The 14284-nt window shown below is 56.8% G+C and carries 13 protein-coding genes; 2 read left to right on the plus strand and 11 right to left on the minus strand.

What is annotated here, in order from left to right:
- Positions 1-18 precede the first annotated feature (18 nt).
- Together D9N14_RS21180 and D9N14_RS21185 are read right to left on the minus strand one after the other, a co-directional pair.
- Entirely contained in the window at positions 19-753 is a 735-nt protein-coding gene (locus D9N14_RS21180) for an ABC transporter permease (RefSeq protein WP_290583562.1), read from the minus strand.
- Positions 753-1670 (minus strand): ABC transporter ATP-binding protein, encoded by a 918-nt coding sequence (locus D9N14_RS21185; protein WP_290583564.1) that lies wholly within the window; start codon positions 1668-1670, stop codon positions 753-755. Before D9N14_RS21185 ends, D9N14_RS21180 begins: the two co-directional genes overlap by 1 nt.
- A 333-nt stretch (positions 1671-2003) precedes the next feature.
- Here D9N14_RS21185 and plsB point away from each other — a divergent pair, with 333 nt between their 5' ends.
- The gene (plsB, locus tag D9N14_RS21190; RefSeq protein ID WP_290583566.1) at positions 2004-4505 is read left to right on the plus strand and encodes a glycerol-3-phosphate 1-O-acyltransferase PlsB; all 2502 of its coding nucleotides are present in this window, start codon (positions 2004-2006) and stop codon (positions 4503-4505) included.
- A gap of 4 nt (positions 4506-4509) precedes the next feature.
- On the opposite strand, the gene D9N14_RS21195 is transcribed toward plsB, so the two are convergent.
- The 6 genes from D9N14_RS21195 to D9N14_RS21220 all read right to left on the minus strand — a co-directional run bounded on the left by D9N14_RS21195 (position 4510) and on the right by D9N14_RS21220 (position 9741).
- Entirely contained in the window at positions 4510-5277 is a 768-nt protein-coding gene (locus tag D9N14_RS21195; RefSeq protein WP_290583568.1) for a class I SAM-dependent methyltransferase, read from the minus strand.
- Between the two features lie 35 nt (positions 5278-5312).
- Positions 5313-5678 carry a hypothetical protein gene (locus tag D9N14_RS21200; RefSeq protein WP_290583570.1) on the minus strand — a complete coding sequence of 122 codons (366 nt, stop codon included), beginning with the start codon at positions 5676-5678 and terminating at the stop codon, positions 5313-5315.
- An 82-nt stretch (positions 5679-5760) separates the two neighbouring features.
- On the minus strand, positions 5761-6567 hold the full coding sequence (locus D9N14_RS21205) for an undecaprenyl-diphosphate phosphatase (RefSeq protein ID WP_290583572.1): 807 nt from the start codon (positions 6565-6567) through the stop codon (positions 5761-5763).
- A gap of 27 nt (positions 6568-6594) precedes the next feature.
- Positions 6595-7032 carry an acyl-CoA thioesterase gene (locus D9N14_RS21210; protein WP_411267968.1) on the minus strand — a complete coding sequence of 146 codons (438 nt, stop codon included), beginning with the start codon at positions 7030-7032 and terminating at the stop codon, positions 6595-6597.
- Between the two features lie 49 nt (positions 7033-7081).
- On the minus strand, positions 7082-7774 hold the full coding sequence (tsaB, locus tag D9N14_RS21215; protein ID WP_290583576.1) for a tRNA (adenosine(37)-N6)-threonylcarbamoyltransferase complex dimerization subunit type 1 TsaB: 693 nt from the start codon (positions 7772-7774) through the stop codon (positions 7082-7084).
- Between the two features lie 59 nt (positions 7775-7833).
- Positions 7834-9741, minus strand: a complete 1908-nt coding sequence (locus D9N14_RS21220; protein ID WP_290583578.1) for an ATP-dependent DNA helicase — start codon at positions 9739-9741, stop codon at positions 7834-7836.
- 86 nt (positions 9742-9827) lie between these two features.
- Here D9N14_RS21220 and mobA point away from each other — a divergent pair, with 86 nt between their 5' ends.
- Positions 9828-10409, plus strand: a complete 582-nt coding sequence (gene mobA, locus D9N14_RS21225; protein ID WP_290583580.1) for a molybdenum cofactor guanylyltransferase MobA — start codon at positions 9828-9830, stop codon at positions 10407-10409.
- Between the two features lie 56 nt (positions 10410-10465).
- On the opposite strand, the gene D9N14_RS21230 is transcribed toward mobA, so the two are convergent.
- The 3 genes from D9N14_RS21230 to D9N14_RS21240 all read right to left on the minus strand — a co-directional run bounded on the left by D9N14_RS21230 (position 10466) and on the right by D9N14_RS21240 (position 14149).
- Positions 10466-11251, minus strand: coding sequence for a hypothetical protein (locus D9N14_RS21230; protein WP_290583582.1), 786 nt, complete (start codon positions 11249-11251; stop codon positions 10466-10468).
- 449 nt (positions 11252-11700) lie between these two features.
- The gene (gene adk / locus D9N14_RS21235; RefSeq protein WP_290583584.1) at positions 11701-12354 is read right to left on the minus strand and encodes an adenylate kinase; all 654 of its coding nucleotides are present in this window, start codon (positions 12352-12354) and stop codon (positions 11701-11703) included.
- Between the two features lie 370 nt (positions 12355-12724).
- Positions 12725-14149, minus strand: a complete 1425-nt coding sequence (locus tag D9N14_RS21240; RefSeq protein ID WP_290583586.1) for an HDOD domain-containing protein — start codon at positions 14147-14149, stop codon at positions 12725-12727.
- Positions 14150-14284: the final 135 nt, after the last annotated feature.

Consider the following 14284-nt stretch of genomic DNA (forward strand, 5'->3'; position numbering starts at 1 on the left):
GCTCCTCCTCGTTGGCGCTCAGTTGGCTTTCTTCATGTGGATGACGATGGCGGTGGCGGTGAGCCAGCCGGCAATCATGATGAGGAAATACAGCACGTCCCGCAGATCCAGCACACCTTTGGCAAAGGCGTTGAAATGGGTGAGGAAACTCAGTGCGGCCACGGACTCAATGAACCAGTCTGCCATCCAGTCCGGCCACCAGCCCATGACGATTTCCCAGCCGCTGACCATCATCAGAAAACACACCACCACGGCCACAATAAACGCAATCACCTGATTTTTGGTACAGGCGGAAATGCAGGAACCCACCGCCAGCATGGCGCCGGCCATCAACCAACTGCCCAGATAACTGGCCAGGATCACCCCGTTGTCCGGGTCCCCCAGGTAGTTCACGGTGAACCAGATGGGGCAGGTCAGGATCAATGCAATGCCGGTGAACACCCAGGCGGCCAGGAATTTTCCCAGCACCATATCCCGCAGGCTGATGGGCAGAGTCATCAACAATTCCAGGGTGCCGCTCTTGCGTTCCTCCGCCCACAGGCGCATGGACAGGGCGGGCACTAAAAACAGATAGAGCCAGGGATGATAGTTGAAGAACGCACGCAGGTCCGCCTGGCCGTTGTCAAAGAACCCGCCAAAGAAAAAGGCAAAGGAACCGGCCAGCACCAGGAAAATCACGGTGAACACATAGGCCAGTGGAGTGGCCACATAACTGGCCAGTTCCCGTTTAAAGATCACGGCTGTCTGACGCATCAGGCCACCTCCTGGGTAATGGTGCGGAACACTTCGTCCAGACGACCCCGTTCCACATGCAGTTCATCCACCTGCCAACCTTGCTGGCTGATCAGTGCGTTCACGGGCGCAAACAGGGACTGCCCTGATTTGGGGAACACCACCAGGCGCCCTTGATCCGCTTCCACACTGGCCACCTGAGGCAGTTTGACCAACTCGGATTCGGCGTTTTCGGCTCCCTGCAAAGTCATGCTGATGGCGCCGTGATAGCGGGAGCGGGCTTCCAGTTGCTGGGGAGTGCCATCCGCCAGAATCCGGCCACCGGCTATGATGATGGCGCGGGTACATACGGCGGACACTTCTTCCAGAATGTGAGTGGAGACAATGACAATCTTGTCCTTGGACAGGTTGGCAATGAGGTTACGCACTTCCTGCTTCTGATTCGGGTCCAAGCCATCGGTGGGTTCGTCCAGAATCAGCACTTTGGGATCATGGATAATGGCCTGAGCCAGCCCCACCCGGCGCTTGAAACCTTTGGACAGGGTTTCGATGGGCTGATCAAAGACCGAAGACAGTTGCAGGGCTGTTTCCACCCGCTCCACCCGCGCTTGCAGCTCTGCTCCGCGATACCCGCGCACCTGACCGATGAAGGCAAGAAACTGACGCGGGGTCATATCGCCGTAACTGGGGGCGCCCTCCGGCAGATAGCCGATCAGCTCCTTGGCTTTCAAGGGCTGTTCCGTGGCGTCGTGGCCGAGCACCGTGACTTTACCCGAAGTCGGCGCCAGAAAGCCGGTGATCATCTTCATAGTGGTGGATTTTCCGGCACCGTTAGGTCCCAGGAAACCCAGTACCTCCCCAGGCGCGACCGAAAAGGAAAGGCCATTGACCGCGGTAAAGGGGCCAAAGGTCTTGGTCAAGTTATCGATTCTGATCATGTTGAATCCCTGTTCTCAATTAACAACGTGCGACCCGCGTTCACACCGAGACACGAAAAGACAAGTTATTCAATTTTCTTTATAGGGTGGGGTTCGATACCCCAAAACGCCCCTTTGGACCCATGCCGTTCCGGAAAGTTCGGTGGCCGAACCGACATTCAGCCCCCACAAAGGGAGCCGGTAATATGGAACCGGAGACACGATTTTTCAACGGCTTATTTTTGTAAACTTTATGGATTAATGCTTTGTTACACTGACGAGTGGCAGATTTTTGCCTAAGCTGGCATTAGGCAGTAGACTGGCGCCAATTTTAAGGACTCTATAGGTAGTCACATGACCCATTGGTTAGGACTGGATCTGCTGTTCATCTGGTTGGCTAAGCGCTTTCTGTTCTGGATGGTACGCACCCAGGTTCAACCGGAGACCCGGGAAAGTCTTTCCATCGATCCCAATCAGCCGGTGTGTTACGTATTGAAGAATGAATCCCTCGCTGACTATCTGGTGATGGCACGGGAATGCATCAACCTGGGGCTGCCCGATCCCAGCAAAGGCCTCACCGTGGGTCGCTATCAACATAAGCGGGCTTCCTACTTTCTGACGGGGAAAGGCTGGGTGTGGGAACGCAAGGAGAAAGCCCTGGCGCAACCGCAAAAACTGCTCAGCATGATCGACGAGCTGGAACACAATGCTGAGCTGGACGTACAACTGGTGCCCGTGTCCCTGTTTTATGGTCGAGCACCGGCCCGGGAAAACTCCATCTTTAAAATTCTGTTCTCTGACACCTGGCGGGTGCCCGGGCTGCTGCGCAAGCTGCTGATCATCATGATCCAGGGCCGCCAGACGGTGGTACATTTTGATGAGCCGGTGTCCCTGCGCACAGTGCTCAACGAAGGCCTGCCGAAAGAGCGGGCGGTTCGCAAGTTGGGCCGGGTCTTCCGAACCCATTTCCGCCGCCTGCGGGAAGCCGTCATCGGCCCCGACCTTTCCCACCGCCGCACCATGGTGAATGCGCTGTTGCGTATGCCGTCGGTCACCGCCGCCATTGAGTCGGAAACCCAGCGTTCGGCCAAAGGCAACCGCCGCAAAGCCGAGGCCACCGCCCGCAGCTATGCCAACGAAATCGCCGCCGATTACTCGCACTCAGTGATCCGTATTTATTACATCGTGCTCACCTGGCTCTGGAACAAACTGTACAACGGGGTATCGGTGAATGGCATTGATCGCCTGAAAAAAGTGGCGACGGACAACGAAGTCATTTATGTACCCTGTCATCGCAGCCACATCGACTATCTGCTGATGTCCTATCTGTTGTTCCGCCATGGCATGGTGCCCCCGCACATTGCAGCCGGGGTTAATCTGAATATGCCGGTGGTGGGCCCGATTCTGCGCCGCGGTGGCGCCTTCTTCCTGCGCCGCAGTTTCAAAGGCAACCGACTTTACACGGCCGTGTTCAACGAATACCTGAACATGACCTTCGACCGTGGCTTCTCAGTAGAGTATTTCATCGAAGGCGGGCGCAGCCGCACCGGCCGCCTGCTGGCACCGCGCCCCGGCATGCTGGCCATGACCGTGCGCAGCTTTTTGCGTACCCGGCGGCGCAACTTTGTCTTTGTGCCGGTGCACATCTGTTACGAGAAAGTGCTGGAAGGCGGCACCTATCTGGGTGAACTGTATGGCAAAGAGAAAAAGCAGGAGTCGATCTTTGATATCTTCCGCACCCTGCGCAAGATCCGCGGCACCTTTGGGCGGGTCTATGTGAACTTCGGCCACCCGATCCACCTCAATGACGCCCTCAGTGAGGTCACCGAGGAGTGGCGCGAGTTCCCCTATGACGACAACAAGCCACCGGCCTGGGTATCCCAGACCGTGGACAACATCGGCACCGAGATCATCACCCGCATCAACGGCGCCGCCGTGGTGAACCCCATCAACCTGATGAGCATTACCCTGCTGTCCACCCCCAAGCAGGCCATGGATGAACGGGCGCTGGCCAAACAACTGGATTTCTACCTGGATTTCCTGCGTAAAGTGCCCTACACCGAACTGGTGGTGGTGCCGGACATCAGCGGCGCAGATATCATTGCCTACTGTGAACGCATGGACGTTCTCACCCGGCAAAAGCATGCCCTCGGCGATGTGATCCGGCTCACGGACGATAAAGCGCTGTTGATGAGTTACTACCGCAACAACATCATCCACCTGTTTGCCCTGATCTCACTGGTGGCCTGCCTGGTGCTGAATAACCGCCGCATCAAACGGGACACCCTGACCCGGCAGATCCGCCAGCTCTATGTGTTCTTCCAATCAGAGCTCTTTATCCACTGGGATGAACAGGAAATTCCCGATGTTGTGGACCGCAGCGTGGAACTGCTGGTGGCCCACGGTTACCTGATTGCCAACGAGACAGAAGTCTGGGCACCGGATAGCCGTGCCACCGAGTTCATGCACCTGAGCATACTGGCCAACACCACCAAACACTCCCTGGAGCGTTTCTTTATTGCGGTGGAAATCCTGGTGAAATCCGGCTCCGGCAAACTGCAGCGGGCGCAATTGGAAAACGCCTGTACCATGCTGGCCCAACGCATGTCCCTGCTGCATGAATTCAGCGGCCCGGAGTTCTCCGATAAATCCCTGTTCCGCAACTTTATCCAGGCGCTAGTGAAAAACGGTGTGCTGAACATCAATGAAGACGGCAACCTCACCTTCGGGGATGCCTTACTGCGCTCCCATGAGGATGCTCATTCGTTGTTGGGTGAAGATACCCGGCAGAGTATTCAACAGATTGCGGATATGGACCTGGAAAAGGAATTCACAGAAGAGGTGAAATCCAAATAGGGTTTTACACCGGGTACACATCAAACCGGCTGCTCTTACCCAGCAGCTGGTAGCCCGGTTTACGCCCCGCCACACTGTCCGCTTTGCGGGGACGCTTCACCACCACCCGCTTGCGGGCGGTTTGCAGGGCAATCTCCAGCAGCGCCTCGCCGTCCAGGTCCTCCCCCACCAGATCCCGAAACAAGCGCATTTCCTTTTTTACCAGTGCCTGCTTGCTGCGCTCCGGAAACATGGGGTCCAGGTAAATGACATCAGGCCGCTCGGATTCAGGCAGGTTTGCCAACCGCTCGTGCGCCACCGCCCACTGCAGTGAGATACGCCCGGCCACCGTGGCACCCTCTGGCGACAAACTGGCGCGATCCAGACCGTCCCACAACAGGCAGGCGATGGCCGGATGACGCTCGATGGCCTGCACTGAAAAGCCCGCCGCCGCCAGAATAAAGCTGTCGCGCCCCAAGCCAGCGGTAGCATCGATTACGGTGAGCGGTTCTTTACTGCGCCCGGCTACGGCCTTCACGATCATCTCATGCTGGGCCCGCAAAAAACGAAAGCCGGTTTTGCCGTGGATAAAATCCACCATCACCGGATTGCCCAGCGCCTTATCCAGCGGACGCAGCTGCACCAGGCCATCCCGCCACTCCAGCACCGCACTCAGCCCCGTCTGATCCGCCACCTGACTGGACCAATGCCCATCCAGGCAAGCCACGGGCAGGCCCAACTGGCGAACGCGGGAGCGGAATTCAGGCTGGTCGACGGCAATCCAGGACGTCACAACAGGTTCTCTCGAAACAGGAAGGCCGAGCAGTATTACACAAACAGATCAATACTGCCCAGGAACTCACCACTGCCCTGTGCTTCACGGCTGATCTGCTGGGTATTGGTGTAGGCCTGCAGGGCCCGCTGCTTGGAGGACGGCAGGTCGGCCTGCTCCAGGGGGCGATAGTACTGATAATTGGCCTGACTGGATTCGGTGCGGTTGGTGGGCACAATCTGCCGGGTTGCAGCCGCCTGACGGGCCGCATCGCTGATTTGAACGTCGTCCGACTGAGGCGGTTTCTGCGGGGCGGTTTCCTGCTGGCGGGCACGGTCCAGGGACGACTGTTGCAGACGGGGATCTTCCCGCCCGGACAGTCCATTGGACACATAGGATTGTAAGCCGCCGCTGACGCGCATGGTTGATTAGGTTCCACCTGAAATGCAGATCAGCTAAGTATAGCCTGACCTGTTACCGGAGCGCCCGGGGATCAAGTCCTAATCAGTTTAGACCCACAAACAACAACAGCCCTGCCCCCAACAGCAGGCGATAGATCACAAAGGGCGTCATGCCGATTCGCTCCAACAGGCGCAGGAACAGGTGAATACAGAGAAACGCGCTGAAAGCCGACGCCAGGATACCGAGAATCATCAGGTTCCAGGGCACCTCCATACCGCTGGAGGCCAGCTTGACCGTCTCCAGGGTGCCTGCCGCCACGATAATGGGAATGGACAACAGCATGGAGAAACGGGCCGCTGCGACGCGGTTAAAGCCCAGGAACAGGGCTGCGGTCATGGTGATGCCACTGCGGGAGGTGCCGGGTATCAGTGCGATGGCCTGGGCGAAACCGATCACCAACGCCAGCATCAGCGTCATCCGCGCCAGATCGAAGCCGCTGTTGGCCTTGCGATCCGATGCCCACAGCAGCAGGCCAAAGATAATGGTGGTCAGCGCAATCACAAAACTGGAGCGCAGATTGTCTTCGATGAAATCACTGAACAGGCCGCCAAACACCACCGCCGGAATGGTGCCCACCACCACCGCAAACGCCAGCCCCAGATCCTGGTTCATCTCCCGGGTCTGCAGTCCCGTGAACATGCCCGCCACCATGCGGCGGATGTCCTGGTTGAAATAGGTGACCACCGCCATCAGGGTGCCCACGTGCACCGCCACATCGAAGGCCTGCCCCTGATCTGGCCAGCCCAGCAATTGCGACGGCAGTATAAGGTGTGCTGAACTGGAAACAGGCAGGAACTCCGTCAGGCCCTGAATCACGGCCAAGATCAACGCCTGAATAATAATATCCATCTACCCATCCTTAATCAGTATCAACCACTACGGTACCTGGGTGGTAATGCGATAGCCCGCCACAAATTCCGGCGGCATTCTTTTGGGTTTGCCGGAATCCACGGCCACACAGACCCATTTGGTGCACCCACGCAATACGGTGGCACCATCTTTTGGTCTGATGAGCTGATAACGGCGGGTGATGGAAATCTTCTGGTCGTTTTCAACAATCCAGGTGCCCATCACCAGAGTGTCGCCTTTGAAGGTGGCCGCCAGGTAATCCACTTCATGACGACGGGCCACCATGGCCCGGTTCAACTCGGTGTATTTATCCCAGCCCAGGCCCAACGCCTGGGAATGCCCCCAGGCGGCGTCTTCCAGCCAACTCACATAGACCACATTATTGGTATGGCCCATGATATCGATGTGTTGATCGTCCACCTGTATGACTCGATGGAAAGAAGGCGCGCCGTAATCCCACTCCAGTGCGTTGACTTCTTCCTGGTTCATGCATGACCCCTAACACGGTTTCTGATCATTTGGCCTTGGCTGCCACATCGTTGCGCAGATAGACCGGTGCCACCTGCTCCGCTGCCACCTGATTGCCGTCACTGAATTCGGTTTGTGCCAACGCCAACAGATCCAGCCCGTGGGGCAGCAGAGACGGCTCGCATTGTTGCAATGGACCGGTGCCAAGCTCAAGTAGTTTTTGGTAACACCAGCCGCTGCCAACGCCAGACCAGCCCGGTTGGGCCGTAATACCTGCGAGCGTGGCCACCTGGTCCGGCTTGCGCACGCACTCTTCTCCCACCAGCCTTACGCGACCGGCATGCTCCACGACGTACGAGCCCCAGTACACCTCCCCCATGCGAGCATCAAAAGCAACGTGCACCTGCTGCACGCCGTACTCACGCCAGGCACGATGGGCCACCACCGCCAGAGAGGACACCGGCACCACCGGCAGCTCCCCACCAAAGGCCAGGCCCTGCACCATGCCGGCGGCAATACGCAACCCGGTGAAGGCACCCGGTCCACGGCCGAACGCAATGGCATCGACCTGGCTGAGGGAGAGCCCCGCCTCGCCCAGGAGCTCCTGCACCATGGGCAACACCAGCTCCGCATGCTTGCGCGGTTCATCCGTATAACGAACAAGCGGCTCGGCCCCATAACTGAGGGCGACGGTACAGGCTTCGGAGGAGGTCTCAATGGCGAGTATTGTGTGGCTCATACTGCGGGGCTCGGCAACGGAAAGCGGGCATTATCTCAGGTTTTCCCGCAGCTGGAAAATCAGGCTTCAGATCCCGGCCGCCACAGGCCCTGTTGCTGCAGAAAAGGTTGCGCTTCCGCCAGGGACTGCACCAGGGGCATGGGGGGAATCGCGTGCAGAAAACGCAGCCCGTAGGACTTCTTCAGAATGCGATTATCCCCCAGCAGCACCAGCCCCACATCCTCATGGGATCGCAGCAGCCGACCCACCCCCTGGCGCAGACGGGTTGCCGCATGGGGCACCATGTAATCGTTGAACACCGACACCTGCTCCTGACTCGCTTTGTATTTCCAGGCCAGGCTGATGACATCATCCGGTGCAGCGAAAGGCAATTTATCAATGGCCACACAACTGAGCGCCGCACCTTTCACGTCGATGCCCTCCCAAAAACTGCCGGTGGCCAGCAATACGCTGCGGGTCTCCTGCCGAAAACGCTGCAACAGGCGGTGGCGGTTACTCCCCGCCTCATAGATCAACACCGTACGATCCGTGCGGTCTTGAATCAGTGCGGCGGCTTCCTGCAATGCCCCGTGGCTGGAAAACAACATGAGCATGCCGCCCTCAAGGTGATCCAACAACGTCACGCACTGTTGCACCCAGCGCGGATAGAAATCCTCCTGTGACGGCAACGGCAGATCCGCAGGCACCAGCAGCATGGCCTGCTGGCCGTAGTCCATGGCCGCCTGATGGGAATGGGTTTCCACAGAGGGCAACGACAGGCTGCGGCGGAAATAATCAAAGCCGCCATCCACCACCAGGGTCGCAGACAAAAACACCCAGGACACTGACTGGCTGTTAATGCTGGTGAAGGGATTGTGCAGTCGCGCCGCCACCACGCGGAGTTGCCCCTGATCCAGATCGCAATACAGCACTGACTCGTCTTGTTCCGACTGCTCCAGTGTCTCGATCCAGTCGCGCAGTTGTCGCAGCTCGGCACTCACATCCACTGCTGCCACATGCACACCCCAGAGGACCGAGTTCATCTCCTGCAGAAGCCGCAACAATGGCTTGAAGCTGTTCCCGCTCACCACCTTGACCCCCGGTTCAGCATCCGAACGCAATAATTGCTGCCGAATCTGCTCCCACATGCGCTCCAGGCGCTGCATTGTACCGGGCAGGTCAGCAAACAGAGCGGTGTGCCCCTTGATCAGCTTGCGCACCCGTTTGAGCCAGCGCCGCACAGCATAATCCTCGATGGAATGCGTGTTGCGCCGAATCAACAGATCCGGCAGTTGGTGGGCCTCATCTACAATGACCGTATCCGTGCTGGGCAACAGGGCGCCCATGCCCTTATCAAACAGCCGCTGATCACTCAACAACAGGGTGTGGTTAATCAACAGCAGATCGGCAGAGGCCGCCTGTTGCCGGGCTTTCTGGAAAAAGCATTCCTCGAAATGGGGACAACGACGGCCAACACATTGATCGGCTCCCAGGGTGATCCAGGGCTGGAGCTCATTGAGCGAGTCCGCGCTCATTGGCAACGACTGAACCTCACCGTTACGGGTCTGCAGCAGCCAGTTGGAAAGCTCATGCCAAAACCGATGAAGGGTCTTCTGGGCCTCGGTGGAGACCTGCCCTTCCCGTGCTTGATGAAAACGATAATGACAGAAATAGTTGTCACAGCCTTTGAGCACCACCAGACGGCGTAAATCCGGCAGCAACGTGCGCAATTTCTGGTATTCCCCCAGCAGCAAATGGTCCTGCAGGGTAAGATTGCCCACTGAGATAATGACCTTGGTCGCGGTGAGCAGTGCCGGCAGCAAATACGCCAGAGTCTTGCCCGTTCCCGTGGGCGCCTCCAGCGCCATGGAGACCCGGGTAGTCATGGCATTCTCCACTTCCTGCGCCAGTCGAATCTGCTCCGGCCGCACCCGGTAGCCGGGCCATTGCCGGGACAAAGGGCCACCCTCTGCTAAAAATTCTTGCACGGATACACTCAAAGCAGGCATCACAACTCGGTTATACTTGGCCATCAAGGTCTGATCGGCGCAATGTACCATAACGGAGAACCAGAATGTCAAAACCGAAGGACGTCACCGGCGTGATTTTGGCCGGTGGTGAAGGTCGACGCATGGGGGGGGAAGACAAAGGCTGGGTCCCCCTGCAGGGGCTGCCACTGATTCAACGCGCCATCGAACGACTGCAGCCCCAGGTGGAGCACATCGTCATCAGTGCCAATCGCAATCTGGCCGCCTATGAAGCACTGGGTTACCCCATTTACCACGACAACACACCTTATTTGGGCCCCCTGGGCGGCATTGCAGCCTGCCTCAAGCACATCGAAACCGAATACGCACTGGTGGTGCCCACCGATGCCCCCTTGATCCCGTTGAACCTGGTGGAAACTCTCTGCCGGCATCGGCCTGCCAAGCTGATTTTGTGCGAGGATCAGAGACGTCTGCAGCCACTGTTTGGGCTGTACCATCGCTCCCTGGCGACGTCCATCGACGATTTTTTACAAGCAGGAGACAGGAAATTAACCCTGTGGTGTGAACGGCAACACCCAACCCGTGTCACCATTGGTGACAATGAGGCCTTCACCAACCTGAACACCCCCTCTGAATTATCTGAATTTGAGAAAAATCTTCCCACATAAACAAGAAAAGCCCCATGTTGGGGCTTTTCTTGTTTCAGATCACTGGGTCAGAGGGCTTATGCCTTCTTGGGACGACCACGGGATACTGTTTTTTTCTTGGCGGGAGCCTTTTTGGCGGCCGCTTTTTTCGCGGGAGCGCGTTTTTTGGCAGGGGCCTTTTTCTTGGCCGGTGCCTTTTTAACGGCTTTCTTCGCTGGTGCTGGCGCGGCGGCTGCAGCTGCCTTCACGACGCGCTTCTTGGCAACGCGCTTCTTCGGCTTGGCAGTGGCTTTCTTGGCAATCACCTTCTTCTTAACGGCGGCTTTCTTGGCAGCAGCCTTGGCTTTGGCCACTTCGCGCTTCTCTTTGGTTTTCACTTTCTTGGAGTCAGCAGAAGCACGGGACTTCTTCCAGCGAGCTTCGAAAGCAGCCACCGCTTTTTTCAGGTCGGCTTCGGCTTTCTTGCCCAGGGAATCCGCGAATTCCTTGACTGTGGCAACGGCTTTTTGCTCGGCTTCAATAACAGAGGCCTCTACTTTGGCAACCGCATGACCCACTTTGGCGTGACGCAGAGCTTCGCGCTTGGCTTTCACCTGGTCAGCGGCTTTGGCTGCGGCTTTCTTGGCAGACTCAGCGGAACGCTGAGCGGCCTTGGTGCCGGCTTTTTTGGCCGCGTTGGCTTTGGTGGTGGCGTCTTTCTTGGCAGCGTCAGCCTTTTTGGTGGCTTCTGCCAGTTCCGCCTGGACTTTCGTTAATGCAGCTTCCGCTTTTTCCAAAATCGGATGAGCAGGCGCTGCCGCTTTTTTGGGTGCTGCTTTACGTGCAGGACGTTTTTTCGCAGCGGCTTTCTTTGCTTTTGCCATTGTTCTGTCTCCTCAGCTATGGCATTTCAGGCAGGCACATTCATTCAGCTTGTAAATGTGCTTAAAGAAAAAGTAGCACAAAAAAAATGCATGTGATACATACACATGGCAATATTATTTAATAATTAATTTATTTCCACCATATAGCCCCCCTTTTTTCCAAAAATCGAAGCAAAAATTCCACTTTCTTTATTTTCTGATGCGTTTTTATAAAGAAAAGCGCTCATCTTTCATCACGACTGCACACGCGTGCGACGCAAAAAACGGGGCGTGAAATTAACAGCCCCAAATCCAATCAAGCGCACCCACCGGCAACGCCTTTGCGCGATCGGCTTTGGATTTCAAAATGAAAATGCCGGCACCGAATAATGGGCCTGCACTCGATCCAGATCTGGACAAAAAAAAAGGCACCCCAACGGGTGCCTTACTTCAATCTGCGGGGCACGAATTTACTTTTTCAGGGCAGCCATCACCGCGGCCGTGATGTCTTCCACGGAACCAACCCCCTCCACCCGGCTATAACGGGTTTTGGCTTCGCCCTTGGCCGCCATGTCCTGATAGAAACCCACCAGAGGGGCTGTCTGATCGTGATACACTTCCAGGCGCTTGCGCACAGTATCTTCCTGGTCGTCGTCACGCTGCACCAGGTCTTCGCCGGTGGCATCGTCTTTCCCTTCCACGGCCGGGGGATTGTAGATCACGTGATAAACACGACCGGACCCCGGATGCACCCGCCGACCACTCAAACGTTTTACGATTTCTTCGTCCTCGACGGCGATCTCAAGCACGTGGTCGATCTCAACCCCTTCCTTCAACATGGCTTCTGCCTGGGGAATGGTGCGGGGGAATCCGTCGAACAAAAAGCCGTTCTTGCAATCCGCTTCCTGAATGCGCTCTTTGACCAGGCCGATAATAATGTCATCTGAAACCAACTGACCCGCGTCCATTACTTTTTTGGCTGCCTGACCCAGGGGAGTACCGGCTTTGACGGCCGCCCGCAGCATGTCCCCGGTGGAAATTTGTGGAATGCCGAAGGTTTCGGTGATGTATTGTGCCTGAGTCCCCTTACCGGCACCGGGAGCGCCTAAAAGAATGATACGCATCGAGTTTGACTCCATAAGTAGTTGGTAGATAAATGCGGAGAGCAGCAATCTGTTTGGGCCTGCGCCAGACGACCGCTTGAAATAGTTTTCCTGTGCCTACTTTCGCAGGTAATCCTAACGCAGCACACAGCCATTTGAAGTAGGCAATTAGTCGAAAGTTTTCCGTATTATAATCGCGGGGACGAAGAATACATGCCCCACCTGCGAGAAAAGAATCGCCAAACATACACACGAACGCCCACAGTTACAAGCCTGCCCGGATTCCTCAAGTTAACTGCCTGATTTTAAATGGGTTAGATTATGTTACAAAGATTCGCAGAAGGAAGGCCCCCGCGCTGGAGCGGCGGGGGCAGCAGGGATGAATGCGGATTCAGGCCGCCATATTATCAGCTAGATTGTCTAATTCCGGGGCGAGCTCCATGACTTTTTCGAATACCGCCAGCGCCGCTTCCCGCTCGATCAGATCTGACCGCCAAACCGGCCCGTTGCGGTCGTCTGCCCGTTCCTGCCCAGCCGCAGCGCCACAGTCTCCGATGCCACGGGTGGCCAGCAACTGATTGCAAAGTTGAATCAGCGCCACGTAGTCTCCGCAATCACCATCGTATTCGGCATCGTGATGGTAATAACCACAAATACTGACGGCTTCCGGTAAGCGCCATTGCTCCAACAGGTAGCCCCCCATATGATCATGACCCAGACGGATGAATTGCTGAACCTCTCCCGCCACCACCATATCCTGTTCAATATCATGAAGCGCCCGATCGGGATACCGTTTCACCTCCAGATTCAACAGGCGAAACTCCTGGGGAAAGAGATGCCCCATCAACAACACCCCGAAATTATGCAACAGCCCGCACAGGTAGGCCCGGGCCGGATTCAGCGTCTGGGGACGATTGATTTTACGGGCCAGGCTCTGCGCCAGCACCGCGCTGTACAAACCGTGCTTCCAGAACGCTTTCAATCCCAGGGGACCGTCCTGGGGAACATCAAACGCCTTGCTGGAGGCAATCCCCAGGGCAATGTTACTCACCATTTCAAACCCCAGCACACGGGTAATGGCATGCTGCACGGAATCCAGGTTGCCACGATAACCGAAGTACGGCGAACCGGCGTAGCGCATCACCTGAGCCGTCACCGACGGATCCATTTCAATGGTGGCGGCCAGATCCGCCGCCGAGGTGTCCGAGCTGCTGGCCTGTTCCAATAAACGCATGGCCAGCGCAGGAATGGCGGGCAAGCGATCCAGGCTGTCCAGCGCGTTATAAATCGCGATGATGGAAGTTGGGTTGAGTTCCGTGGCCGGCTCCCCCCCCGCTGACTGACGCGACGGGTTTGAGATCACCGCTTTGGGGTATGCGTGGTAAAGTTTTTTCAGGTTATCGTTGTCGAGACTGATCAGAGACCGATGGCTGCCCGCCCGCAGATAGACACGATGCCATTCAAACAGGCTACGCTCTACGATGCAGGGCAGATTGTACGGCTCTGCAATGGCCGGTTCTGCGCCGGGTTCGGAATCCAGAAACCAGGCATTGATTTCCGCCTCATCCAGGTACACAAACTGGCGCCGCAACAAGGCCTCGAGCCGGTCCAGGTCCAAGCGGTGACTGAGGGGAATAATGGCCATCAGATAGGCTTGCCGCTCAGTGCGCAATAACAACGGAACCGCCATTTGTTCCGGTGCAATGCCCAAATCATGACAGAGCGCGGACAGACTGGTTTCCTGAGCGTGGGAATGTAGGGTGAACGCTATTTCCTTCCGTTGAAGATAACGTTCGATCGATTGGGCTATATCCATGGGTCGCCTCGACTTACACATCAGAATCTCTGGAAAGTGTAGTCAGCAAATGGCACCACGGACCTGTGTGTTGCTCACTGTATACTCAGTTTACTCAATGATTCTCCCAACCCTTGAGACGTTGTTCACACTGCA

The organism is Ketobacter sp. (assembly GCF_003671495.1).
In the GTDB taxonomy this organism is placed as follows: Bacteria; Pseudomonadota; Gammaproteobacteria; order Pseudomonadales; family Ketobacteraceae; genus Ketobacter.